The 23,562-nt window shown below is 72.8% G+C and carries 20 protein-coding genes; 13 read left to right on the top strand and 7 right to left on the bottom strand.

Annotation, left to right across the window (positions count from 1 at the left end; all coding sequences use genetic code 11):
• Positions 1-13 precede the first annotated feature (13 nt).
• From SHK17_RS15785 to SHK17_RS15775, 3 genes are all read left to right on the top strand, one after another.
• Positions 14-715: a CpaB family protein gene (locus tag SHK17_RS15785; protein ID WP_172265656.1), complete on the top strand. Its 702-nt coding sequence runs from the start codon at positions 14-16 to the stop codon at positions 713-715.
• A gap of 5 nt (positions 716-720) precedes the next feature.
• Complete coding sequence (locus tag SHK17_RS15780) at positions 721-2,007, top strand: nucleotide-binding protein (protein WP_172265653.1); 1,287 nt, start codon at positions 721-723, stop codon at positions 2,005-2,007.
• A 62-nt stretch (positions 2,008-2,069) separates the two neighbouring features.
• Entirely contained in the window at positions 2,070-2,909 is an 840-nt protein-coding gene (locus tag SHK17_RS15775; protein ID WP_172265650.1) for a calcium-binding protein, read from the top strand.
• 10 nt (positions 2,910-2,919) lie between these two features.
• Here the strand turns inward: SHK17_RS15775 and SHK17_RS15770 are convergent, their stop codons facing one another.
• Together SHK17_RS15770 and SHK17_RS15765 are read right to left on the bottom strand one after the other, a co-directional pair.
• A complete protein-coding gene (locus SHK17_RS15770) occupies positions 2,920-4,263 on the bottom strand; it encodes a hypothetical protein (RefSeq protein WP_322919881.1) in 1,344 nt (447 codons plus the stop codon).
• Positions 4,260-4,691, bottom strand: a complete 432-nt coding sequence (locus SHK17_RS15765; RefSeq protein ID WP_322919879.1) for a hypothetical protein — start codon at positions 4,689-4,691, stop codon at positions 4,260-4,262. Before SHK17_RS15765 ends, SHK17_RS15770 begins: the two co-directional genes overlap by 4 nt.
• A gap of 121 nt (positions 4,692-4,812) precedes the next feature.
• Between SHK17_RS15765 and SHK17_RS15760 the strand changes: the two genes are divergently transcribed.
• The 4 genes from SHK17_RS15760 to SHK17_RS15745 are packed head-to-tail and all read left to right on the top strand — an operon-like array spanning position 4,813 to position 8,722.
• The gene (locus SHK17_RS15760) at positions 4,813-6,279 is read left to right on the top strand and encodes a WS/DGAT/MGAT family O-acyltransferase (RefSeq protein ID WP_322422900.1); all 1,467 of its coding nucleotides are present in this window, start codon (positions 4,813-4,815) and stop codon (positions 6,277-6,279) included.
• Positions 6,276-6,806 (top strand): DUF6912 family protein, encoded by a 531-nt coding sequence (locus SHK17_RS15755; protein WP_322919877.1) that lies wholly within the window; start codon positions 6,276-6,278, stop codon positions 6,804-6,806. The genes SHK17_RS15760 and SHK17_RS15755 overlap by 4 nt, the downstream gene beginning before the upstream one ends.
• Before the next feature lie 44 nt (positions 6,807-6,850).
• On the top strand, positions 6,851-8,479 hold the full coding sequence (gene pruA, locus SHK17_RS15750; RefSeq protein WP_322919875.1) for an L-glutamate gamma-semialdehyde dehydrogenase: 1,629 nt from the start codon (positions 6,851-6,853) through the stop codon (positions 8,477-8,479).
• 36 nt (positions 8,480-8,515) lie between these two features.
• Entirely contained in the window at positions 8,516-8,722 is a 207-nt protein-coding gene (locus SHK17_RS15745; protein ID WP_172265638.1) for a hypothetical protein, read from the top strand.
• A 19-nt stretch (positions 8,723-8,741) separates the two neighbouring features.
• Here the strand turns inward: SHK17_RS15745 and SHK17_RS15740 are convergent, their stop codons facing one another.
• Complete coding sequence (locus tag SHK17_RS15740; protein ID WP_322919873.1) at positions 8,742-9,398, bottom strand: maleylpyruvate isomerase N-terminal domain-containing protein; 657 nt, start codon at positions 9,396-9,398, stop codon at positions 8,742-8,744.
• Complete coding sequence (locus tag SHK17_RS15735) at positions 9,380-9,850, bottom strand: DUF2505 domain-containing protein (RefSeq protein ID WP_322919871.1); 471 nt, start codon at positions 9,848-9,850, stop codon at positions 9,380-9,382. The genes SHK17_RS15740 and SHK17_RS15735 overlap by 19 nt, the downstream gene beginning before the upstream one ends.
• 75 nt (positions 9,851-9,925) lie before the next feature.
• Here SHK17_RS15735 and SHK17_RS15730 point away from each other — a divergent pair, with 75 nt between their 5' ends.
• Both SHK17_RS15730 and SHK17_RS15725 read left to right on the top strand, forming a co-directional pair.
• Positions 9,926-14,779: an NAD-glutamate dehydrogenase gene (locus SHK17_RS15730; protein WP_322919869.1), complete on the top strand. Its 4,854-nt coding sequence runs from the start codon at positions 9,926-9,928 to the stop codon at positions 14,777-14,779.
• A gap of 27 nt (positions 14,780-14,806) precedes the next feature.
• Entirely contained in the window at positions 14,807-15,739 is a 933-nt protein-coding gene (locus SHK17_RS15725; protein WP_322919867.1) for an SDR family NAD(P)-dependent oxidoreductase, read from the top strand.
• On the opposite strand, the gene SHK17_RS15720 is transcribed toward SHK17_RS15725, so the two are convergent.
• Together SHK17_RS15720 and SHK17_RS15715 are read right to left on the bottom strand one after the other, a co-directional pair.
• Positions 15,725-16,495, bottom strand: a complete 771-nt coding sequence (locus SHK17_RS15720; RefSeq protein ID WP_322919865.1) for a sulfite exporter TauE/SafE family protein — start codon at positions 16,493-16,495, stop codon at positions 15,725-15,727. The genes SHK17_RS15725 and SHK17_RS15720 overlap by 15 nt on opposite strands.
• Entirely contained in the window at positions 16,492-17,196 is a 705-nt protein-coding gene (locus tag SHK17_RS15715) for a FadR/GntR family transcriptional regulator (protein WP_322919864.1), read from the bottom strand. Before SHK17_RS15715 ends, SHK17_RS15720 begins: the two co-directional genes overlap by 4 nt.
• A gap of 113 nt (positions 17,197-17,309) precedes the next feature.
• Here SHK17_RS15715 and SHK17_RS15710 point away from each other — a divergent pair, with 113 nt between their 5' ends.
• The 4 genes from SHK17_RS15710 (at position 17,310) to SHK17_RS15695 (ending at position 22,279) form a co-directional block, all read left to right on the top strand.
• The gene (locus tag SHK17_RS15710; protein WP_322919863.1) at positions 17,310-18,629 is read left to right on the top strand and encodes an SLC13 family permease; all 1,320 of its coding nucleotides are present in this window, start codon (positions 17,310-17,312) and stop codon (positions 18,627-18,629) included.
• Between the two features lie 5 nt (positions 18,630-18,634).
• A complete protein-coding gene (locus tag SHK17_RS15705) occupies positions 18,635-19,831 on the top strand; it encodes a CaiB/BaiF CoA transferase family protein (protein ID WP_322919861.1) in 1,197 nt (398 codons plus the stop codon).
• 61 nt (positions 19,832-19,892) lie between these two features.
• Complete coding sequence (locus SHK17_RS15700; RefSeq protein ID WP_322919858.1) at positions 19,893-21,338, top strand: carboxyl transferase domain-containing protein; 1,446 nt, start codon at positions 19,893-19,895, stop codon at positions 21,336-21,338.
• Positions 21,339-21,355: 17 nt separating this feature from the next.
• Entirely contained in the window at positions 21,356-22,279 is a 924-nt protein-coding gene (locus tag SHK17_RS15695) for an alpha/beta fold hydrolase (protein ID WP_322919856.1), read from the top strand.
• A gap of 301 nt (positions 22,280-22,580) precedes the next feature.
• On the opposite strand, the gene ku is transcribed toward SHK17_RS15695, so the two are convergent.
• Positions 22,581-23,555 (bottom strand): non-homologous end joining protein Ku, encoded by a 975-nt coding sequence (ku, locus tag SHK17_RS15690; protein WP_322919853.1) that lies wholly within the window; start codon positions 23,553-23,555, stop codon positions 22,581-22,583.
• Positions 23,556-23,562: the final 7 nt, after the last annotated feature.

The following is a 23,562-nucleotide window of genomic DNA, read 5'->3' as shown; positions in this document are numbered from 1 at the left end:
CAATGATGGGCCTGTGTCTCGGAACCTGTCTCGGAGCCTGTCCCGCAACCCCGACCTCCGGCCACCCGCCGGTGACGTCCCGGTGGCGACCCGGGCCGCCACCTCCGGGTGGCGCGACCCGCGGCTGTGGGTGGGTGTCGTCCTGGTCACCGGGTCGGTGGTGGCCGGCGCGCGCCTGCTCTCCACCGCCGACGACATGACGTCGGTGTGGTCGGCCTCCGGCGACCTCGTCGCCGGGCAGACGCTGACGGCCGCTGACCTCGAGGCGACCAGCGTGCGCTTCGGCGACAGCGCCGACCACGACCACTACCTCGCCGTCGGCGACGAGCTGCCCGCTGCGCTCACCCTCACCCGGCCCCTCGCCGCCGGCGAGCTGGTCCCGGCCGGTGCGCTCGGCGAGCCGACCGGCGACGGCACGGTGGCGGTGTCGATCGCCGTCGCGGCCGAGCACGTCCCGACGGACCTGGCGCGCGGGTCGCGCGTCGACGTGTGGGTGATCGGCGACCAGGCGTCGGGCGGCCGTGCCGCGCGTCGTGTCGCCGAGCCGGTGCTGGAGGACATCGCTGTGCTCGACGCCCCGCTCGTGTCCGACTCGTTCGCGTCCGCGACGAGCCGCCAGCTGGTGCTGGCCGTCCCCGACGACGACGAGGACTCGCTGGGGCTGCTGCTCGCGGCCAGCGGCGACGACCGCGTGCGCGTGGTCGGCCGGGGCTGAGCGTCGTGATCTGCGTGCTGCTCCTCGCGGCGGGGGAGCCGTGGGAGTCGCCGGCCCTCACCGACCTCGAGGCGCACCCGGGCGTGGTCGTCCTCAAGCGGTGCGTCGACGTCGACGACCTGCTCGCGTCGGTCACCAGCGGGCAGGCCGACGTCGCCGTGGTCTCGCTCGACGCGCCGGGCCTCGACCCCGCCTCGGTCGCGCACCTGCGCCGGCACGCCGTCCGGCCTGTCGCGGTGACGTCGGTCCGCCCCGACGACGTCGACGTCCGCGAGCGCGCCCAGCGCCTCGGCATCGCCGCCGTGGTCGGCGCCGGCGAGCTCGACTCGCTGCCCGAGGTCGTGACGACGGCCGACGACGTCGCCGACACGGCGGTGGTCCGCCTCGACGACGCGGTCGCGGGCGCCGTCGTGCCGGACCTCGCGGCCGGTCCGGGGGCTGCACCCGGGACCGAGGCCGGGCGGGTCGTCGTCGTGTGGGGGCCGGCGGGCGCCCCGGGCCGTACGACCGTGGCCACCAACCTCGCGTGCGAGGTCGCCCGGCGTGGGGTCGACGTGGTGCTGACCGACCTCGATCCCTGGGGCGGCGCCGTCGCCCAGCAGCTCGGCATCCTCGACGAGGTCTCCGGGCTGCTCTCCGCCGCCCGGCTGGCCGCGGCGGGACAGCTCGACGACCGGTTCCCGTCGGTGTGCCGCGGCGTCGGCGACCACCTCGCCGTCGTCACCGGGCTTCCTCGCGCCGACCGCTGGCGCGAGGTGCGACCCGCCCACGTCGAGCAGCTGCTCGACCGCGCGCGCGGCCACGGCCAGGTGGTGGTCGACAGCGGGTTCTCCCTCGAGGACGACGCCGGCTCCGACTTCGGCGGACGCCCGGGCCGCAACGCGCTCACCCTGGCCGCGGTGGAGCAGGCCGACGAGGTGGTGGTCGTCGGTGCCGCCGACCCTGTCGGCCTGGCGCGGCTCGCCCGGGGGCTGGTCGAGCTCGGCGAGCGCACGGCCGGCACGCCCGTGCGCGTGGTGGTCAACCGGATGCGCGGCTCGATCGGCTGGACCGAGAAGGAGATCGCCGGGATGGTCGAGGGGTTCAGCCGGGTGGCCGGGCTGCACTTCCTGCCCGAGGACCGCGCGGGCGTCGACAAGGCGCTGGTCTCGGGCCGGCCGCTCGCCGAGGTCGGCGACTCGCCCCTCGTGCACGGACTCGCGGCGCTTGCCGACGCGACGTTCCCCGCGTCGGTGGACGCACCGACGGGCCGGGCCGGACGGCGCCGTGGGCGACTTCGGACAAAGTTCTAGATTTCCTCAAGATTTGCCTAAGATCGAGGTCTATCTATCAAGGGACTTCGATCGTGGACCTCATGCGCACTGCCGGCGTCGCTCTCGCGGCCCTCTCCCTCGCCCTGACCGCGACGTCCGCCCACGCCCTGGCGCAGGGCACCACGGGCAACGACGTCATCAAGGGCAACGGCAACCCCAACCGGATCATGTCCCTCGGCGGTCGCGACGTCGTCGCAGCCCGGGCGGGCAACGACACGGTCTACGCCGGCAACGGTGACGACGAGGTGCACGGGGACTCCGGCGACGACTGGATCACGGCCCAGCCCGGCAACGACTGGGTCGCGGGGGACGTCGGCAACGACAAGATCGACGGCGGCCAGGGCGACGACGTCCTCTACGGCGGCGAGGGCAACGACAGCCTCTCGGCGAGCATCGGGAACGACACCGTCTACGGCGAGGCGGGTGACGACACGCTCGGCGGCAACGACGGTGACGACCGCCTGATCGGCGGCGACGGCAACGACAAGTCCATCGGCGGCGACGGCAACGACTGGATCGACGCGGGTCCGGGCGACGATGGCGCCGTCCAGGGTGGACCGGGCGACGACGTGCTGATCGACGGCGACGGCAACGACGTCAAGGTCAAGGGCGACGAGGGCAACGACGTGGTCTTCCTCGGACCCGGCGCCGACAAGGTGTTCACCGAGCAGGGCAACGACACGATCTACGTCCTCCCCGACGGCCAGCAGGACAGGATCCACTGCGACGACCCGACCCTGGGCGACGTCGGTGACGCCGACCGCGTCGTGTTCGTCGGCCACCGCGACCCGCTCGACGTGATCGACTACCGCGGCTCCTGCGAGCTCGTGACGGTCGTGTCCGAGCCGCCGGCGGGCTGGCCCTACGGGCCCGTGGCCTGAGCGTGGCCGCTCACGCGGCGAACAGCAGGTAGAGCCCACCCACGGTGAAGCCCACCATCGCCACGAGAAGCGGGAGCTGACCGGTCAGCTGGTGGCGCCTCGGCAGCAGCCTGACCGCGCGGTCGTGGGCCGCCACGACGCCCACCACGTGGCCCAGCGTCACCGCCAGCACCTTGGTCACGGCCACGAGCGTCGGGTGCGAGGAGAGCCAGTAGCTGACCTGCAGGTCGGCGGTCCCCAGGAAGTCGTCGCCGCGGCTGAAGGGGTCGCTCAGCTGGATCACGGTCTGCTGGCCGTACTCGACGAAGTAGGTCAGGTAGTGGGCCACGATGTAGCCGACGATGATCGGCACGACCGAGTGCGCGAAGAGGTCGGGCAGGGCCCGTCGCGGCGTCTCGCTGGTGACGCCGGTCGCCATCGTCGCGACCGTGAGGACCAGCGCCACGCCGCCGGAGAAGGCCACCAGGGCGAGGGTGTCGGGCAGCACCCGTGACGCCGACAGGGACTGCACGAGCTGGAGCCAGGCCGTCGACTCCCGGAACGAGTCGAACGCCGTGCTGCCGAACAGCACGCCGACGACCATCACCAGCCCGGGGCGCGGCACCACGGTGGCGAGGTTGGCCAGCGGGCTGCGCAGCACGAGTCGGCCGTCGCGGTGGCCCCAGACCGAGAGCTTGCCCACGAGCGAGGAGTAGACCTCGAACGGGTCGGCCCGCTCGAGGAACGTCGTGCCCCACACGGCCGAGCCGATCAGCATGATCCCGAGGTAGGCCGCGCACCACAGGCGCACGGGTCCGACGTCGGTCGAGGCGGTGTAGACGAGCTCGAGCCACACGAACGCGAAGAGACCCAGCGCCGCCGGCCAGTAGCCGAGGCGGGCGGGATAGACGTACAGGCCCTCGCCCTCCGGCACGCCGGAGACCTTCGCGAACAGCATGCTGACCGTGCGGGCCGGGCTGACCGCCTTGAAGAACGGGCCGAGCAGCAGCGACGCCGGCACGAGCCCCACCCACAGCAGCACGTAGAAGGTCCCGAGGAACGGGTTGATCAGGGAGTCCTTGCCGAACACCGCAGCAGCGGCGACGTAGAGGAAGAACGCCATGCCGAGCACCCGGGCCGCGATCGCCAGGATCCGGGAGGACGCGAGGCGGTCGAGCCAGTCGGGTGCCGGCCGGCCGGTGGGGACGCCGTCGTAGCGCGGCTCGCGCCACGCCACCGCCAGGACGGTGAAGGAGATGACGAGGGCCGCCACCGCGCCGGCGATCGCCAGCTCCGCGGGGACCGGCAGGTCCTTGGCGCCGCCCAGCCCGTGGGCCGAGATGGTGCCGCCCGCGCCCGTCTGCCCGGCGCTCACCGGACTTCGAGCTGGAGGACGATGGAGTCGGGGTCGTGGCTCTCCACCTCGACCACGCCGGGCCGGTCGACGGTGATCTCGTGCTCCGAGGTGCCCTCCTCGTAGGCGATGTCCTGCTCGGGGGTGCTGTGCACGTGCAGCTCGCCGGCCTCGTCGGCGGTGACCTCCAGGACGAGGGTCTGTCCGGTGCCGAGGTCGACCCGCTCGCCGTTGGGCGTGAACGTGTCGCCCTCGCGGGTCACCTCGACGACCACGGAGTCGCCCTCGGTGCGCGGCGACTGGCTGGTGGCCGGCGGCTCGGCGTCGCCGCCGCACGCGGCGAGGCCAGCGGCGAGGAGGAGGACGACGGGGGCGAGGGCTTGGCGCGCACGACCGCGACCGGACACAGGGATCTCCTTGGGGTGCGTTCCTCGGACGAGGGTGGCCACGGCGAGGATGGTCGGGCACCGCGACACCACCTCTGTCAGAATCCCATGCGGGACAAGCGCGACGAGCACCGGCCCGGACCGCGGCCGGTGCGGCACGACGGTCGACCGAAGGGGCAACGAGATGAGTGAGCGGCTCCGGCCGCGGGACCTGGCCATCCTGGCCGCCGAGTCCCCCACGACGCCCATGCACAACGCGACCGTCGAGGTCTTCGACCCGGGGGAGTCCGGGTTCGACCACGACCGCCTCGTCGAGCTCATCGCGGACCGCATCGCCTTCGTGCCCCGCTACCGCCAGCGCCTCCAGACGGTGCCCGGCCGGCTGGCGAACCCCGCGTGGGTGGACGACGAGAACTTCGACCTCGGCTACCACGTACGCCGCTCGGCGCTGCCGCGGCCCGGCACGATGGACCAGCTCCGCGAGCTCGTCGCCCGCATCGCCTCGCGTCCCCTCGACCGCAGCCGGCCGCTGTGGGAGTGCTACTTCGTCGAGGGCCTGGCCGGGGGCCGCTTCGCGCTGCTGGCCAAGAGTCACCAGATCCTCGTCGACGGCCGCGAGACCGTCGACATCGGCCAGGTGCTGCTCGACACCTCACCGGACCGCTCCGCGCTGGGCCACGACGACGCCTGGCAGCCCCGGCGCGCCGCGGGACCGGTCGCGACCGCGGTCACCGCCGTGACCGACACGCTGGAGAGCCCACGCACGCTGTGGTCGACCACCCGCGCCAACGCCGAGTCGCTCGGCCGGCAGGCCAGTGCCACCGGCGCTCGCGTCACCGAGGTGGCGAGCGCCCTGGCCGGGCGCGGCCCGGTCCACTCCACTCCGGTGCACCGCAAGCTGTCGCAGCAGCGCCGCTTCGTCACCGTGCGCACCGAGCTCTCCGACTACCGTGCCGTCCGCGAGGCGCACGGCGGCACGGTGAACGACGTCATCCTCGCCACCCTCGCCGGTGGCCTGCGCGGCTGGCTGATGACCCGCGCGGAGTCGATGTCGGGCCTCCGGGCGATCAAGGCGTTCGTGCCGATGTCGGTCATCGACGACGAGCTGGAGGCCACCTCGCTCGGCAGCCAGGTCACCGGGCACCTGGTCAACCTGCCGATCAGCGAGGCCAGCCCGGTGGTCCGGCTGCACCAGGTCAGCTATGACCTCAAGGCCCACCGCGACAACGGACGCAACGTGTCCGCGCGGCGGCTGTCGGGCATCGCCGGCTTCGCGCCGACGACCTTCCACGCGCTCGGCTCCCGCCTGGCCGCGGCCGAGCTCCGGCGCGGGTTCCACATGTCGATCACCAACGTCCCCGGCCCGCAGTTCCCGCTCTACGCCGACGGCGCCCGGATGCTCGAGACCTACCCCGTGCACCCGCTGCTGCCCGACCACCCGCTGGCGATCGGCGTGACGTCCTACGACGGCGGCGTCTTCTACGGCATCACCGCCGACCGCGACGCCGTACCCGACGCCGACGTCCTCGGCCAGTGCGTGCTGGAGGCGCTCGAGGAGCTCAAGGACTCCGCGGCCGACTCCCGCCCCCGGGCACCGAGGGGACGCGGAGCGACATCGACGAGGACGACCGAGGGGAAGGAACCGACGTGACGACACGGGTGTTCGTGGTGGGTGCGTGGGACGCGGTCCTGGAGTGGCACGGTGTGCTCGCGGCGACGGGTGACGACGAGCCCCAGGAGCTGGCGTGGCCGGGGTTCGCTGTCACCGACGCGCTCCGGGCGGCCCTGCCGGGGCTCGACGAGGAGGAGCTCGAGCACTACGCGATGACCGACGCCGCCCAGGCGAGCCTGGGCAGCTTCGTCGACGAGGGGGAGCCGATGCGGCGACTGGTGATCGCGGTCGACACCGACGCCGTCACGCCGGGCTTCCCCGACCCCGCCGGCTGGCCGGCCCTCGACCGGGAGCACCCCGGCCTCGTCACGGCGACCTTCGGGTTCCCGCACGACGTCGCCGCGTGGATGGTCGACACCGAGGACGCCGCCGAGGACGTCCGGCGGGCGTCTGCTGCCTACCGGCTCGAGCGGGAGGACGCCGCCGAGGTGGCGCAGAAGTGCCTCCGCCACGAGCTCGCGTGGTTCACGTCGGGGGAGACCGAGACCGTCATGCAGCTGCCCTGACGCGTTCTTGGAGCCCGCGCGGGGTGTCTGACACGATCACCCGCATGGACGCGATCACCTTTCCTCCGGCTCCCACCAACGAGCCGAACCTGACGTACGCCCCCGGCAGCCCGGAGCGGGAGACCCTCGTCGCCGAGCTCGCCGAGATGGAGAAGGACCAGCGCTCGTTCCCGGCCGTGATCGGCGGCGAGCACCGTGACGGGGGCGGCGCGGAGATCGAGGTCGTGCAGCCCCACGACCACCATCACGTGCTGGGCACGCTGAAGAACTCGACGACCACCGACGCCGAGGACGCGATCCGCGCGGCGGCCGACGCCGCGCCGGGCTGGCAGGCGATGCCGTTCGACGAGCGCTGCGCCGTGATCCTCAAGGCCGCCGACCTGCTCGCCGGCCCGTGGCGCCAGCGCCTCAACGCCGCGACGATGCTGGGCCAGTCGAAGACCGCGTTCCAGGCCGAGATCGACGCCGCGTGCGAGCTCATCGACTTCTGGCGCTTCAACGTCCACTACGCCAAGCAGATCCTCACCGACCAGCCGATCGCCAACAGCCCGGGCCTGTGGAACCGCACCGACCACCGCCCGCTCGAGGGCTTCGTCTACGCGATCACGCCGTTCAACTTCACCGCGATCGCGGGCAACCTGCCCACCGCGCCCGCGCTGATGGGCAACACGGTCATCTGGAAGCCCAGCCCCACGCAGCAGCTCGCCGCGTCGCTGACGATGGAGCTGCTCGAGGAGGCCGGGATGCCGCCCGGCGTCATCAACATGCTGCCCGGCGACGGCCTCGACGTCTCCAAGGTCGCGCTGGCGCACCGCGACCTCGCCGGAATCCACTTCACCGGCTCCACGCCGACGTTCCAGCACCTGTGGCGCACGGTCGGCGAGAACATCGAGGGCTACCGCGCCTACCCCCGCATCGTCGGGGAGACCGGCGGCAAGGACTTCATCGTCGCGCACCCCAGCGCCGACCCCGACGTGCTGCGCGTGGCGATGATCCGCGGCGCCTTCGAGTTCCAGGGCCAGAAGTGCTCGGCCGCCTCGCGGGCCTACGTCGCCCGCTCGGTGTGGGACAGGATCAAGGACCAGCTGATCGCCGACACCGAGGCGCTGTCGATGGGCGACGTCACGGACCTGTCGCACTTCATGGGCGCGGTCATCGACCGGCGCGCGTTCGACAAGCACAAGGTGGCCATCGAGCGGGCCCGCGCGACCGACGGGCTCGACATCCTCGCCGGTGGCCAGGTCGACGACTCGGAGGGCTTCTTCGTGCGCCCGACGATCGTCGAGGGCGGCGACCCGACCGACGAGATGTTCAGCACCGAGTACTTCGGCCCGATCCTCACCGTCCACGTCTACGACGACGCCGACTTCGAGTCCGTCGTGGCGCAGATGGAGTCGTTCGCGCCGTACGCCCTCACCGGCGCGATCATCGCCCAGGACCGCGCCGCGATCGCCTGGGCCCGCAAGACCCTGCGCTTCGCGGCCGGCAACTTCTACATCAACGACAAGCCCACCGGCGCCGTGGTCGGCCAGCAACCCTTCGGTGGCGGTCGCGCGTCCGGCACCAACGACAAGGCCGGCGCGCCGGTCAACCTGCTGCGCTGGACCTCGCCGCGCTCCATCAAGGAGAACTTCGTGCCGCCGAAGGACCACCGCTACCCGCACCAGGGCTGATTCCGGCCGGGCTCCGTGGTGGGGGAGGATGGGGGCGTGCCCGTCCCCGTCCTCCCGCTCCGTGCCCTGTGGCACATGGGGGCGCTGCACCCCTACGAGCAGGCGCTGACGATCCTGCTCGCGTTCGGGCCGTTCGTGCTGCTCGGCGTGGTGGTGTGGCTGCGGCGCCGCGCCGACGCGGCGCTGCCGGAGGAGGACCCCCGGCCCGCCGACTCCTCCTCACCCACCGCCCGGCACGACTGAGCCCGGGCGCCGCCGGCCGTCAGCTGAAGACCGGGAGCCGTACGTCGGACAGTCGGGCACGCTCCTCCGCGGTCGGGGCGGCCCGTCCGGTGCCCACCAGCGCGACCCGCTCGTCGGTCCAGCCGGGCAGCTCCTCACCGAGCAACGCCTCGACCACGCGTCGCGCCTCCGCCGTGCCAGGAGCCGGGGGAGCGGCCGCACCGTCGAGGTGGGCGATGAGGTCCAGGTGGTGCAGCGTCGCCTCCACGGCCAGCGTGCTCGCGAGGTCGGCGGCCCGGAGCGTGTGGCCCTGGGTCGCCACGACCTGCTCGGGCGGCAGCGCGCCGACCGCCCGGGCGGCCGCCGCCGACGCCTCGAGGTACCGCTCGCGCAGCGCCGCGAACGGGTGCAGTCCCGCCTCGACGCGGGTGAGCCGCCGGTTGCGCTCGTCGGCGTCCGGGTCGCTGCCCCACGCGCGCCAGTAGGACACGGCGTCGCGGTCGGCCGGGCCGGGCGCCGGCGTGTGGGCGGCCACCAGGCCGCGGACCGCGTCGGCGTGCAGGTGCCACACCAGGTCGCGCACCGCCCAGCCCGCGCAGCCTGTCGGCGCCCATGCGTCGTCCTCGCCGAGTCCGGCCACGACGGCACGGAGGGCGGCGTACGCCTCGTCGAGCGGGGTCAGGTCCGCGCGAGCCACTCCACGCCCACCTCGTGCTCGCGGTCGAAGGCAGCCCCGAGCAGGTCGGCGATCATCCCCTCCACCTTGCCACCGACGAAGGGGACGCGCACCGACACGTCGAGGACGACCGTCTCCGTGGTCGTCGCGCCGGCCCCGGTGAGGGTCAGAGAACCCGACGCCTCGCCCGGCTTGCCGGGGATCGCCAGGTCGATCCCCGCGGCGGCGGGTGAGGTCCAGGTCTCGGTCTGCACGATGGCGATCTCGTCGCCGACGAACGAGCGGGCGAAGGACGGGACCCCGTCGGTCGAGTGCACCTGCTCGATGGTGACGACGTCGCCGTCGACGCGGGCCGAGCCACGCACGACGTGCTGCCTCCGGAGCACCGCCTCACGGAAGGCGGGGTCGCGCAGCATGGCGCCCACGGCGTCGGCGGGAGCGTCGTACGTCAGCTTCTTGGTGAGCTTCTTCATGGCGCCCATCATGGCCCCATCGACGCCCCCACCCCCGTGTTGTGAGGGTCACACGGCGGGTTCTATGGTCGGGGCGTGGCGACGCCCGAGGAGACCAAGGACCAGCAGCTCGACGCAGCGGCCCAGGACCGTCCCGAGTGGGAGGAGCTGCTCCGCGCCTACTACCGCCACGTGGCGCCCGAGGAGGTCGCGGAGCGCACCCCGGAGGACCTCTACGGCGCCCTGGCCTCGCACCGCGAGCTGGCCGCCTCGCGTCCCCAGGGCACCGCGACCGTGCGCGTGGTGACGCCCACCGTCGCCGACGGCGGCTGGTCGGCGTCGGGCCGCTCGGTGGTCGAGGTGGTCACCGACGACATGCCGTTCCTCGTCGACTCGGTGACCATGGAGCTCAACCGGCTCGGTCACAACGTGCACGCCGTGATCCACCCGCAGTTCCACGTCGAGCGCGACATCACCGGCGCGCTGCAGCACGTGCACACCCAGGAGCCGGACCGCGACTCCCCGGACGGCGCCGAGTCGTGGATGCACGTCGAGATCGACCGCACCGACGAGGACGAGGCGGCCGACATCACCGAGGGCCTCCAGCGGGTCCTCCGCGACGTCCGGGAGTCGGTGGAGGACTGGGAGAAGATGCACGCCCAGGCCCTCTCCGTGGTGACCGACCTCGACGCCACCCCGCCGCCGCTGCCGCCCGCCGAGATCCGCCAGGGCCGTGACTTCCTCACCTGGCTCGCCGACGACCACTTCACGTTCCTCGGCTACCGCGAGTACCAGCTCGAGGCCGAGGAGGGCGAGCCCGACGAGTGCGGCCTGCGCGCCGTCCCCGGCTCCGGCCTCGGCATCCTGCGCCACGACCAGCACCTGTCGAGCTCGTTCGCCAAGCTGCCGCCGCTCGTGAAGGCCAAGGCCCGCGAGCGGACCCTGCTCGTGCTGGCGAAGGCCAACTCGCGCGCCACCGTGCACCGCCCCGCCTACCTCGACTACGTCGGCGTCAAGACGTTCGGGCCCGACGGCGAGGTCGTCGGCGAGCGACGCTTCCTCGGCCTGTTCTCCAGCGCGGCCTACACCGAGTCGGTCACCCGCATCCCGGTGCTGAGGGAGAAGGTCGCCGAGGTCATGCGGCACGCCGGCTTCGACCCGCGCAGCCACGCCGGCAAGGCGTTGATGGACACGCTGGAGAACTACCCCCGCGACGAGCTGTTCCACACCTCGCCGGCCGAGCTGGCGCCGGTCGCGCAGGACGTGATGTTCGCCCGCCAGCGCCGCCAGCTGCGCACGTTCGTGCGCCGCGACACCTACGGCCGCTACGTCTCGGTGCTGGTCTACCTGCCGCGCGACCGCTACAGCACCGCGGTGCGCGAGCGGTTCTCGGCGATCCTGCGCGAGGACCTCGGCGGGGAGCACGTCGAGTTCACCGCCCGCGTCAACGAGTCCACCACCGCGCGCGTGCACTTCGTGGTCCACCCGCCCCACGGCGAGAGCATTCCCGAGATCGACGTCGCCGACCTCGAGCGTCGGCTGACGGAGGCGTCGAGGTCGTGGCGCGACGACTTCGTGGCGGCGGTCGTCAGCGAGCACGGCGAGGACCGCGGCTCGCAGCTGGCCCGGGCCTGGGCCGACGCCTTCCCCGAGGCCTACAAGGAGGACTACAGCCCCCAGCGCGGGTCCGCCGACCTCGGCCGGATCGAGGCGATCCGGGGCGAGCAGGGCATCGACCTCGCGCTCTTCGACCAGGACGAGCAGACCGGCAGCTACCGCCGCGGCGAGTCGCGGCTCAAGGTGTTCCGGGTCGGCGAGCCGCTGTCGCTGAGCACCATGCTGCCGATGCTCACCTCGATGGGCGTCGAGGTCGTCGACGAGCGGCCCTACCAGCTGAGCGGGCTGTCGCGACCGTCCTACATCTACGAGTTCGGCCTGCGCCACGGTCGTGTCCTGCCGCCCCACGAGCGGGCCCTGTTCGCCGAGGCGCTCCGCGCGGTCTGGGACGGCTACAACGAGATCGACGGCTTCAACCAGCTGGTCCTCGCGGCCGGCCTCACCTGGCGCCAGGCGACGGTGCTGCGGGCCTACGCCAAGTACCTCAAGCAGGGCGGCTCGCCCTTCGCACTGGACTACATCCAGGAGGCGCTGCGCAGCAACGTCGACATCACCCGGCTGCTGGTCGAGCTGTTCGAGTCCCGCTTCGACCCCGGCCGCGGTGACCGCGCGCTCGAGGCCGACGCGGAGGCCCGCGTCGCCAAGGTGGAGGCCCTCGAGGAGCGCCTCGCCACGGCCCTCGACGACGTGGTCAGCCTCGACCACGACCGCATCCTGCGCTCCTACCGCACGCTGGTCCGCGCGACGCTGCGCACCAACTTCTTCCAGCGCACCGAGACCGGCGAGGTGCACCCCTACATCTCGTTCAAGCTCGAGCCGTCGGCGATCCCGGACCTGCCCGAGCCGCGGCCGCGCTACGAGATCTTCGTCTACAGCCCCCGGGTTGAGGGCTCGCACCTGCGCTTCGGCGCGGTGGCCCGCGGTGGCCTGCGGTGGTCCGACCGCCGCGACGACTTCCGCACCGAGGTGCTCGGCCTGGTCAAGGCGCAGATGGTCAAGAACACCGTCATCGTGCCGGTGGGCGCGAAGGGCGCGTTCTTCTGCAAGCAGCTGCCCGACCCGTCCGACCGCGACGCGTGGCTGGCCGAGGGCGTGGCCTGCTACAAGACGTTCATCTCCGGCCTGCTCGACATCACCGACAACCTCGTCGACGGCCGCACCGTGCCGCCGAGCGAGGTGGTGCGCCACGACGGCGACGACTCCTACCTCGTCGTCGCCGCCGACAAGGGCACCGCGACGTTCTCCGACATCGCCAACGGCGTGGCGAAGGACTACGGCTTCTGGCTCGGCGACGCCTTCGCCTCCGGCGGCTCGGTGGGCTACGACCACAAGGGGATGGGCATCACGGCCCGCGGCGCCTGGGTCTCGGTGCAGCGCCACTTCCGTGAGATGGGCGTCGACTGCCAGGCCGAGGACCACACGGCCGTGGGCATCGGCGACATGTCCGGCGACGTCTTCGGCAACGGCCTGCTCTGCTCCGAGCACACCCGCCTGGTCGCCGCCTTCGACCACCGCGACATCTTCATCGACCCGGACCCCGACGCGGCGACGTCGTACGCCGAGCGGCGCCGGCTCTTCGACCTGCCGAGGTCGAGCTGGAAGGACTACGACACCTCGCTGATCTCCGCGGGCGGCGGCGTGTGGCCCCGCTCGGCCAAGTCGATCCCGGTCTCGGCGCAGGCTCGCGAGGCGCTGGGCATCAGCGCCGACGTCACCGCGCTGACCCCCGCCGAGCTGATGAAGGCGATCCTGCTCGCGCCCGTCGACCTGCTGTGGAACGGCGGCATCGGCACCTACGTGAAGTCGTCGGAGGAGACCGACGCCGACGCCGGCGACAAGGCCAACGACGCCATCCGCGTCAACGGCGAGGACCTCCGCGCGCGCTGCGTCGGCGAGGGCGGCAACCTCGGCTTCACCCAGCTCGGCCGGGTCGAGTACGCCCGGTTCGGCGTCAACGGCGACGGCGGCCGGATCAACACCGACTTCATCGACAACTCGGCCGGGGTGGACACCTCCGACCACGAGGTCAACATCAAGATCCTGCTCGACAAGATCGTCCGCTCCGGCGAGATGGACGAGCCGTCGCGCAACGCGCTGCTCGCCGAGATGACCGACGAGGTCGGCGACCTGGTGCTGCGCGACAACTACGAGCAGAACCTCGCCCTGGCCAACGCGCAGGCCCACGCGCCGTCGCTGCTGCACGTCCACGAGGACTGGATGCGAGCCCTCGAGCGGCGCGGCGTCCTCAACCGCGAGCTCGAGGGCCTGCCCAGCACGCGACAGGTCAAGCGGCGCCTCGACCGCAAGCAGGCGCTGTCCGCGCCCGAGCTGTCCGTGCTGCTCGCCTGGACCAAGATCGTGCTGGCCGACGAGCTCATCCAGTCCGACCTGCCCGACGACCCCTACCTGCGCGAGGACCTGCTGGCCTACTTCCCGAGCCGGATGAAGCCGGACCTCGAGGCGGCCATCGAGGAGCACCCGCTGCGCAGGGAGATCATCGTGACGCAGGTCGTCAACGACCTCGTCAACGGTGCCGGCATGACGTTCTGGCCGCGGCTGCAGGGCGAGACCGGCGCCAGCCCGGCCGACCTGACGCGCGCCAACTTCGTCGCGCGGGAGATCTTCGGCTCGCTCGCGATCCGCCAGGAGATCGCGGCGCTCGACAACGTGGTGCCGGCCGAGCGGCAGACCCGGATGCGCATCGAGATGCGGACGCTCGTCGAGCGCGCCTCGCGCTGGCTGGTCACCAACCGGCGCCCGCCACTCGACTCCATCGCGACCGTGGAGTTCTTCCGTGGTCGCGTGCAGGCGGTGATGGCCGAGCTGCCCAGCATCATGAGCGGTCGCGAGCTCGACGACCACCGTGCCCGCGAGAAGCGGCTGACCGACCACGGCGTGCCCGAGGACCTCGCCTCGCGGGTCGCCGTGCTGGCCCCGGCCTACGCCCTGCTCGGGATCGTCGAGACCGCGGACCGGTTCGACCTCGACCCCGTCGAGGTGGCCCGGGTCCACTTCGCGCTGGGGGAGCGGCTCGGCCTGCCGGCGCTCGTCGAGCGGATCTTCGCGCTCCCACGCGACGACCGCTGGCAGACGATGGCGCGCGCGGCGGTGCGCGACGACCTCTACGGCGTGCACCAGCAGCTCACCGCGCAGGTCCTCGAGTCCACCAGCGCCGACGACCCCGCACCCGTGCGGGTCGCGCAGTGGGAGGACGCCGACCAGGAGCGGATCACCCACTCGGCCGCGACGCTGGAGGAGATCTGTCGCGAGGAGACCGCCGAGCTGGCGCGCCTGTCGGTCGGCCTGCGCGTGGTGCGGAGCCTGCTGTCCTGATGGGCCTGTCCTGATGGGCCCGTCCTGATGGGCCTGCTCCTCGTGACGCCGCGGGCCCGCCTGCGCCGGCTCGCGGCCCGCCTGGGCCGCGACGCGCCGAGCCCGCTGGTGGGCCGCACGGTCCTGGTCACCGGGGCGAGCTCCGGCATCGGCGAGGCCACCGCCCGGGCCGCGGCGGCGGCCGGTGCCCGCGTCGTCCTGGTCGCCCGGCGGGAGGCGGAGCTCGACCGGGTCCGCACGGCGATCGAGGAGCGCGGCGGGCGGGCGTCGTCGTACGTCGTCGACCTGACCGACCTCGACGCGGTCGACGCGCTGGTGCGGCAGGTGCTGGAGGAGGTCGGCACCGTCGACCACCTCGTCAACAACGCCGGCCGCTCGATCCGCCGCTCGCTCGAGCTGTCCCAGGACCGGTTCCACGACGTCGAGCGCACGATGGCGATCAACTTCTTCGGCCCCGTCCGCCTGACCATGGGCCTGCTGCCCTCCATGCGGGCGCAGGGCTTCGGCCACGTCGTCAACGTGGTGACGTGGGGCGTGCAGCTCAAGGCGCCGAAGTTCTCCGCCTACATCGCCTCCAAGACCGCGCTCGACACGTGGTCGCGGATCGCGGGTCGTGAGACCTACGCCGACGGCGTCACCTTCACCAACATGCGCTTCGGGCTGGTGCGCACCCCGATGGTGGCCCCGACGGACGCGTACGACGGCCGCGCGAGCATGTCGGCCGAGGAGGCGGCGGCCCGGGTGGTGCGGGCGCTGGAGGACCGGCCGGTCACCTGGGACACCGCCGCGGGCCGGGTCGGGGCGGTGGTCAACGTCGTGGCGCCGCGGCTCAGCGACGCCCTGATGTCGCGCTTCCACCTCGCGTCGCCGGACTCGGCCGCCGCCCGCGGGACGGCCGGCCTCGCTCCCCGGGCCTCGGACCTGCAGGCCTCAGAACAGCAGGCCTCAGAACAGCAGTAGCGCCGCCACCACGCCGGCCGCCACCACGGCCCCGCGGAAGACCGAGTCGGGGAGCTTGCGGCCGATGCGGGCGCCGACGTAGCCGCCGACCAGCGAGCCGGCGGCGAGCAGTGCGGCGACGTCCCACCGCGGATCGGCGACCACCACGAAGATGAGGCCCGCCACGATGTTGCCGACCATGAGCGACAGGGTCTTGAGGCCGTTGACGATGCGCAGCTCGAGGTCGGTGCCGAGCCCGAGGACGGCCACCATCATCACGCCGGCGCCGGCCCCGAAGTAGCCGCCGTAGACGCCGGTCATCGTGGCGAACGCCGTCGTGGCCGGCGACATGTGGCGCCGCTCGGCGCGCTGCTCGCCGTGCTGCTGCTCGTGGCGGGCCCGCAGCCAGGCACTGATCCGCGGCTGGATGGCGACCAACACGCAGGTGAAGAGGATGAGCCACGGGACGACGGCCTCGAAGACGCCCGGCGGCAGGCCGAGCAGCAGGGCGGCGCCGAAGACCGCGCCGATCGCGCAGACGACCACGATGACCACGGCGACCCGGCCGCCCTCCCTGACCTCCTGGCGGTAGCCGACGACGCCGCCGAGGCCGGCCGGGATCATCCCGAGCGTGTTGGTGACGTTGGCGACGACCGGCGGCAGCCCGAGCGCGACCAGCACGGGGAAGCTCAGCAGCGACGCGACGCCGACCGTGGAGGACAGGATGCCGGCGCCCAACCCGGTCGCGAGGACCAGGAGCGCGTCGAGCGCCGTCACTGCTGCTCGCGCAGGAGCGCGACGTCGCTGACCATCTCGACGTGCGCGTGCATGGCGGCCGCCGCCGCGTCGGGGTCGCCGGCGCGGATCGCCTCGGCGATCGCGCGGTGGCCGGCCAGCGAGTCCTGCGGCCGGCCGGGCTGGCCCAGCGACTCGAGCCGCGTCTCGCGCACCAGGTCGCCGATCTCGTCCATCAGCCGGGCCAGCAGCAGGGAGTGGGACGCGGCGGTGACGGCGCCGTGGAAGCGCTCGTCGCCCTCCACGCCGCGACCGCCGGCCGCGATGTCGGCCTCCATGGAGGCGAGCGCGTCGTCGATGCGGGCGAGGTCGTCGGCGGTGCGTCGCAGGGCGGCCAGCGAGGCGATCTTGGTCTCGAGCGCGTCTCGGGTCTCGATGACCTCGGGCAGGCGGTCGGCGTGGCTGCGGATCGCCTCGACGATGCGCGTCGAGGTCTGGGCCCGGGCGGTGACCACGGTGCCGTCGCCGTGGCGGACCTCGACGACCCCGACCACCTCCAGCGCGACGAGCGCCTGGCTCAGGGTGGCCCGACTGACGCCGAGCCGCTGGGCCAGCTCGCGCTCGGCGGGCAGCTTGTCGCCGGCCTGGAGGCCGTTGTCGCTGATCCACGCCGAGATCTGCCCCGCCACCTGCTCGTAGAGGCGGGTACGGAGCAACCGGGGCGGGAAGGACGGCACGGCCATGCGGACAGCCTATTGACTCACGGTTCATTGTCCTATTGGCTAGGCCACTGAGCCAGCATCGTGACGAGGGTCACCCCCGGTCCCCGCCGTGCGGTTCGACTCGGAGGTCTGACATGGGTCCGGAATGGGTCGCGATCATCGCCCTGGTCGCGTTGTTCGTGATCGGCACGGTGCTGCCGATCAACATGGGAGCGTTGGCCTACGTCGCCGCGTGGTTCGTGGGCATGTACGCCCTCGACCTGGACGAGAAGGAGATCCTCGCCGGCGTCAGCGGTGACCTCATCCTCACCCTGATCGGCGTCACCTACCTGTTCGCCATCGCGCGCAACAACGGCGCGGTCGACCTGATCGTGCGGACCGCGGTCAGGGCCGTGGGCGGCCGCGTGGCCCTCATCCCGTGGGTGATGTTCGCGGTGACCGCCGTGCTGACCGGCATCGGCGCGGTGAGCCCGGCCGCCTGCGCGATCATCGGCCCGATCGCGCTCGGCTTCGCCGGCCGCTACGGCATCAGCCCGCTGATGATGGGCATGTTCGTGGTCCACGGCGCCCAGGCCGGCGGCTTCTCGCCGATCAGCATCTACGGCGTGATCACCAACTCCGTCATGGAGGACGCCGGCCTCCCGTCGAGTGAGATCACCGTCTTCCTCGCCAGCCTCGTCGTCAACACGATCATGGCCGCGATCCTCTTCGTGGCCCTCGGCGGCCGCAAGCTGATGGCGATGCGGATCGACCCCGACGAGCCCGACACGCTCGACGACGACCTGCACCGCGGCGGCGCCACCGTCCCGGCCCGGGGCTACGGCACGTCCGCCCCGACCGGCACGCAGGCCCAGGGCGTACGTCGTGACCAGGTGCTGACGCTCCTCGCCTTCGTCGGCGTCGCCGTCGTCGCGCTCGTCTTCGACAAGAACATCGGCTTCGTCGCGATCACGGCGGCCGTCATTCTCGCCATGCTGAACGCCGAGGAGCACAAGGACGCGGTCAAGCAGATCGCTTGGCCGACCGTGCTGCTCGTCGCCGGCGTCAGCACCTACGCCACCATCTTGACCACCGCCGGCTCGCCGGAGTTCGTCGGCAACTGGGCGGCCGGCCTCGGTGCGGCCGCGATCGGCGCGCTGGTCCTCTGCTACGTCGGCGGCGTGGTGTCCGCGTTCGCCTCGTCCACCGCGCTGCTGCCGGTGATCATCCCGATCGCCGTGCCCCTCATCGCCGACGGCGGCATCAACGCCGCGCTGTTCGTCGCGGCCCTCGCCGTGTCGTCGACCATCGTCGACGTCAGCCCGTTCTCCACCAACGGTGCGCTGATGCTCGCCAACCGGCCCGACTCGATCAGCGAGCCGGTCTACTACAAGCAGATCCTCGGCTACGGCGTCGTGGTGACCCTCGTCGGCCCGCTGCTCGTCTGGGCAGCCCTCGTCCTCCCAGGATGGTGACCCGCATGACTGACCCGACCACCCACCCGACCGGACCGCTCGCGGACCTCCTCGTCGTCGACCTCACCCGCGCCCTCGCGGGCCCGCACGCCACCCAGATGCTCGGCGACCTCGGCGCCCGCGTGATCAAGGTGGAGTCGCCCGGCAGCGGCGACGACACCCGCGGCTGGGGGCCGCCGTTCGTCGGCGAGCCCGACGCCCGCCAGTCGACGTACTTCCTGTGCACCAACCGCAACAAGGAGTCGATCGCGCTCGACCTCAAGGACCAGACCGACAAGGACGTGCTCATCGGGCTCGTGGAGCGCGCCGACGTGCTGGTGGAGAACTTCCGCACCGGCGTCCTCGAGCGGCTCGGGCTCGGCATCGAGGAGCTGATGCGCCGCAACCCGCGGCTGGTGATCCTGTCCATCACCGGCTTCGGCCACGACGGTCCCGAGGGCGGCCGCGCCGGCTACGACCAGATCGCCCAGGGGGAGGCCGGCCTGATGTCGCTGACCGGGTCGGGTCCCGACGACCCGCAGCGCGTCGGCGTACCCATCGCCGACCTGCTGTCGGGGATGTACGGCGCCTACGGCGTGCTCGCCGCGCTGCACGAGCGGCACGCGACCGGCAAGGGCACGGTCGTGCGGACGTCGCTGCTGGCGTCGGTCGTCGGCGTGCACGCCTTCCAGGGCACCCGGTGGACCGTCGCCGGCGAGGTCGGCCGGGCGCAGGGCAACCACCACCCGTCCATCTCGCCCTATGGCCTGTTCCACTGCCGTGACGGCGCGGTGCAGATCGCGCTGGGCAGCGAGGGGCTGTGGAAGCGGTTCTGCGAGGGCTTCGGGCTCGACCCCGAGGCCGAGGGGCTGGCCACCAACCAGGAGCGCGTCGCGCAGCGCGACCGCGTCATCGAGGTGGTGGAGCAGGCCTTCGCGGACTGGGACGCCGAGCCGCTGCTGGCCCGGCTCGCCGAGGTCGGCGTGCCCGCCGGCAAGGTGCGGACCCTCGACGAGGTCTACGAGTGGGACCAGGTCGCCAGCCAGGGCCTGCTCGTCGACGTCGAGCACCCCACCCTGGGCGGCATCACGCTGCCCGGGCCGCCGCTGCGCTTCTTCGACGCCGAGGGCACCGAGGTGACGCGCCGCGACCACGTGGCGCCGCCGCTGCTCGACCAGCACGCCGACGAGATCCGCTCGTGGGTCGGCGGGGGTGGCTCGTGAGCACACCCCACGCCGTTCTCCTCCTCCGCTGCGCTCCTCCGGACAACGCCGTGGGGACCCCATGACTCGACGCTGGACCGCCCACGAGCTCCTCGACCTCGTGCTCGACGCGGGGACGTTCGTGTCGTGGGACTCGCCGGTGGACCTCACCGGCGTCGACGCGGGCTACCGCGCCGTGCTCGAGGCCGCCGCGGAGAAGGCCGGCACGGACGAGTCGGTGCTGACCGGTCGCGGCGAGGTCCACGGCCGACCGGTGGCCGTCGTGGTCAACGAGTTCCGCTTCCTCGCCGGCTCGATCGGCCGGGCCGCCGCCGACCGGATCACCGCGGCCGTGCGCCGCGCCACCGCCGAGGGACTGCCGCTCCTGGCCAGCACGGCCTCCGGCGGCACCCGGATGCAGGAGGGCACGCCCGCCTTCGTCCGGATGGTCGAGATCTCCCGCGCGCTGATGGACCACCGCGCCGCCGGCCTGCCCTACCTCGTGCACCTGCGTCACCCGACGACCGGCGGCGTCTACGCGTCGTGGGGCTCCCTCGGCCACGTGACCGTGGCCGAGCCGGGAGCGTTGGTCGGCTTCCTCGGCCCCAAGGTCTACGAGGGGCTGCACGGCCGGCCGTTCCGCCCCGGCGTGCAGGTGGCGGAGAACCTCGCGGCCGTCGGCGTCATCGACGGCGTCGTCGCCGCCGAGGACCTCCCGGCGATGGTCGAGGCCGCGCTCGCGGTGCTCGTCGACCCGCCCGGCCCCGGCCAGCTCCCCGCGCGCCCGGCGCAGACCATCGGCGACCACGCCGCCTGGGACAGCGTCGAGCGCACGCGTCGTACGGACCGGGCCGGCGTGCGCGACCTGCTGGCCCACGGCGCGGCCGGGACGCTGCAGCTGCGGGGCACCGACGAGGGGGAGCGCGACTCCACCGTGATGGTTGCCCTCACCCGCCTCGACGACCAGCCGTGCGTCGTCATCGGGCAGGACCGCTCACGCCAGGCACCCGGCCACGCGATGGGCCCGGGCGCGCTGCGCGAGGCGCGCCGCGGCATGCGGCTGGCCGAGGAGCTCGGCCTGCCCCTGGTCAGTGTCATCGACACCCCGGGCGCCGAGCTGTCTCCGGATGCGGAGGAACGTGCCATCGCCGGCGAGATCGCCCGGTGCATCGCCACGCTGACGACGATGAAGGTGCCGACGGTGTCGGTGATCCTCGGTCAGGGGTGCGGGGGAGGGGCGCTCGCGTTCCTGCCCGCCCGCACGGTGGTCGCGACCGAGCACGCGTGGCTCTCGCCCCTGCCGCCCGAGGGGGCGAGCATCATCGTCCACGGCGACGTCGACCACGCCGCCGAGATGGCGTCGGCCCAGCGGGTGCGGGCCGCCGACCTGCTGGCCGACGGGGTCGTGCAGCACGTCGTGCCCGAGGTCGAGGGCGAGACCCGCGCCGAGCTGGCCGTGGCCGTCGCCGCGGAGGTGGGGGCGCAGCTGCGGCGGATGACGCGGGCGTCGGTGGCCCACGCCTCGTGAGCGTGCCACGATCCGGCATGACCTCTGCTCCCCAGTCGATCCCCCAGTCGATCCCCCAGTCGCTGACCCTGCCCGACGGCCGGCGGCTGGAGTTCCTCGTCGGCGGCGCCACCGACGGCGTCACGCTCCTGCACCACTCCGGCACGCCGAGCGCCGCTGTCGTCGACCCGTCGCTGTGGGACGCGGCCGGACGCGCCGGCCTCCGTCTGGTGACGTACTCGCGTCCCGGCTACGGCGCCTCCACCCCGCGACCGACGCCGGACGGATGGCCGGTCCCGCTCGTCGCCGACGCCGAGGACTCCGCGACGCTGCTCGACCACCTCGGGACGGATGCCTTCGTCACCCTCGGGCACTCCGGCGGCGGACCCCGCGCCCTGGCCTGCGCCGCCACGATGCCGGACCGGTGCCGCGCGGTCGCCAGCCTCGCCGGCGTCGCGCCCCACGGCGCCGACGGCCTCGACTGGGACGCGGGCATGGGGCCGGAGAACGTCCGTGACTTCGAGGCCGCCGTCGCCGGTCGTGAGGCCTTCCGGACGATCGCCGTCGAGCAGGCCGAGGAGCTCGGCGCGGTCACGGCCGACGACATCGTCGCGGCCTTCGGTGGCCTGGTCGACGAGGTGGACGCCAGTGCCCTGACCGGCGAGTTCGCGGAGGTCGTCGCCGCCTCCTTCCGCCACGCCATGGCGCAGGGACCGGTCGGGATGGTCGAGGACACGCTGCAGATCGTGCGGCCGTGGGGGTTCGACGTCGCCGACCTCACCGTGCCCGTCTCGGTGTGGCAGGGCGCCCACGACAAGATGGTGCCGTTCGCCCACGGGCGCTGGCTCGCCGGCGCGATCCCCGGCGCGCGGGCGCACCTGTTCGACGACGAGGGACACATCTCGCTGGTCGCGAGGTACGACGAGATCCTCGCCGACCTCCGGGAGCTCGCGGGACTCTGACCCGGCGCGCCCGCCGGATAGTCCCCATCAAACGGGTCGTCAGGACGCGCCGCGGACGACCCGTTTGATGGGGACTATCCCCGGGGCCGACCGAGCGGTGAATGAGGCAGGTTCCTCGCGCCGGAAACCGGTCTCACTCACCGCTCCTCGTCCCACGCCGGTAGTCCGTACGCAGACGCTTGCCCGGACGGGCGTTCGGCCAGCCATTCGACACGGACCATCCCAACGTGGGCGGGAGCGCCCAACCGCGCGCCGTACGACGACGAGGTGGCCGACGCGCCGCCCGACGAGCAGCAGACGGTCAGCTGGCCTTCTTGGCCGCCGTCTTCTTCGAGGTGGTCTTCTTCGCCGCGGTCTTCTTGGCGGCGGTCTTCTTCGCGGGGGCCTGCTTGGCCGTCGACTTCTTCGCCGTGGACTTCTTGGCGGCCGACCGCTTCGGAGCCTCGTCGTCGGAGTCGGAGTTGGAGTCCGAGTCCGAGTCCGAGTCCTCCCCGCGGGCGGTCTTGGCCGCGGCGACGGACTTCTGCAGCGCGGCGAGCAGGTCGACGACCTCGCCGGACGTCTTGGTGGAGGTCTCCGTGCGCTTGATCTCGCCGCCCTCGATCTTCGACTTCACGAGCGCCTCGACGGCACCGGCGTAGTCGTCCTCGAACTCGGTCGCGTCGAACTCGCCGGCGAGGGTCTCGACGAGCATGTGGGCCATCTTGACCTCCTGCGGCTTGGCGTCGTCGACCTCGACCTTGAAGTCGGGGACGCGCACCTCGTCGGGCCACATCATCGTCTGCAGCACGATGACCTCGCCGGCCTCGGTCTCGCGCACGCGGAGCACGGCGATCGTCGTACGTTGGCGCAGCGCGACGGTGACGACGGCCATCCGGTCGGCGTCCTTGAGCGCCTGGCGCAGCAGCGCGTAGGGCTTGGCGCCGGCGCCCTCCGGCTCGAGGTAGTAGGACTTCTCGAAGAGCAGCGGGTCGATCTGCTCGCGGGGCACGAACTTCTCGACCGCGATCTCGCGCGACGACGTCGACGGCAGCTCGGCCATGTCGTCGTCGGTGAGGATGACCATCTCGCCGTCCTCGGTCTCGTAGCCCTTGGCGATGTCGGCGTAGGCCACCTCCTCCCCGTCGAGGGAGCAGACGCGCTGGTACTTGATCCGGCCCCCGTCCTTGGCGTGCACCTGTCGGAAGGACACGTCGTGGCTCTCGGTCGCCGCGTAGAGCTTGACCGGCACGCTGACCAGGCCGAAAGACACGGCACCCTTCCAGATCGCTCGCATGACCCGA

Origin of the sequence: Nocardioides renjunii (genome assembly GCF_034661175.1) — a bacterium.
Classification (GTDB): Bacteria; Actinomycetota; Actinomycetes; order Propionibacteriales; family Nocardioidaceae; genus Nocardioides; species Nocardioides renjunii.
The sequence above is the reverse complement of the archived record's forward strand: the minus strand, read 5'-3'. Positions and strand labels throughout refer to the sequence as shown.

Excerpts from the sequence above, each read along its gene's own strand:
- SHK17_RS15775 (WP_172265650.1), top strand. The coding sequence starts at position 2,070 with ATGCGCACTGCCGGCGTCGCTCTCGCGGCCCTCTCCCTCGCCCTGACC.
- SHK17_RS15700 (WP_322919858.1), top strand. The coding sequence starts at position 19,893 with ATGACTCGACGCTGGACCGCCCACGAGCTCCTCGACCTCGTGCTCGAC.
- SHK17_RS15710 (WP_322919863.1), top strand. The coding sequence starts at position 17,310 with ATGGGTCCGGAATGGGTCGCGATCATCGCCCTGGTCGCGTTGTTCGTG.
- SHK17_RS15760 (WP_322422900.1), top strand. The coding sequence starts at position 4,813 with ATGAGTGAGCGGCTCCGGCCGCGGGACCTGGCCATCCTGGCCGCCGAG.
- ku (WP_322919853.1), bottom strand. The coding sequence starts at position 23,555 with ATGCGAGCGATCTGGAAGGGTGCCGTGTCTTTCGGCCTGGTCAGCGTG.
- SHK17_RS15725 (WP_322919867.1), top strand. The coding sequence starts at position 14,807 with ATGGGCCTGCTCCTCGTGACGCCGCGGGCCCGCCTGCGCCGGCTCGCG.
- pruA (WP_322919875.1), top strand. The coding sequence starts at position 6,851 with ATGGACGCGATCACCTTTCCTCCGGCTCCCACCAACGAGCCGAACCTG.
- SHK17_RS15695 (WP_322919856.1), top strand. The coding sequence starts at position 21,356 with ATGACCTCTGCTCCCCAGTCGATCCCCCAGTCGATCCCCCAGTCGCTG.
- SHK17_RS15735 (WP_322919871.1), bottom strand. The coding sequence starts at position 9,850 with ATGAAGAAGCTCACCAAGAAGCTGACGTACGACGCTCCCGCCGACGCC.
- SHK17_RS15715 (WP_322919864.1), bottom strand. The coding sequence starts at position 17,196 with ATGGCCGTGCCGTCCTTCCCGCCCCGGTTGCTCCGTACCCGCCTCTAC.
- SHK17_RS15705 (WP_322919861.1), top strand. The coding sequence starts at position 18,635 with ATGACTGACCCGACCACCCACCCGACCGGACCGCTCGCGGACCTCCTC.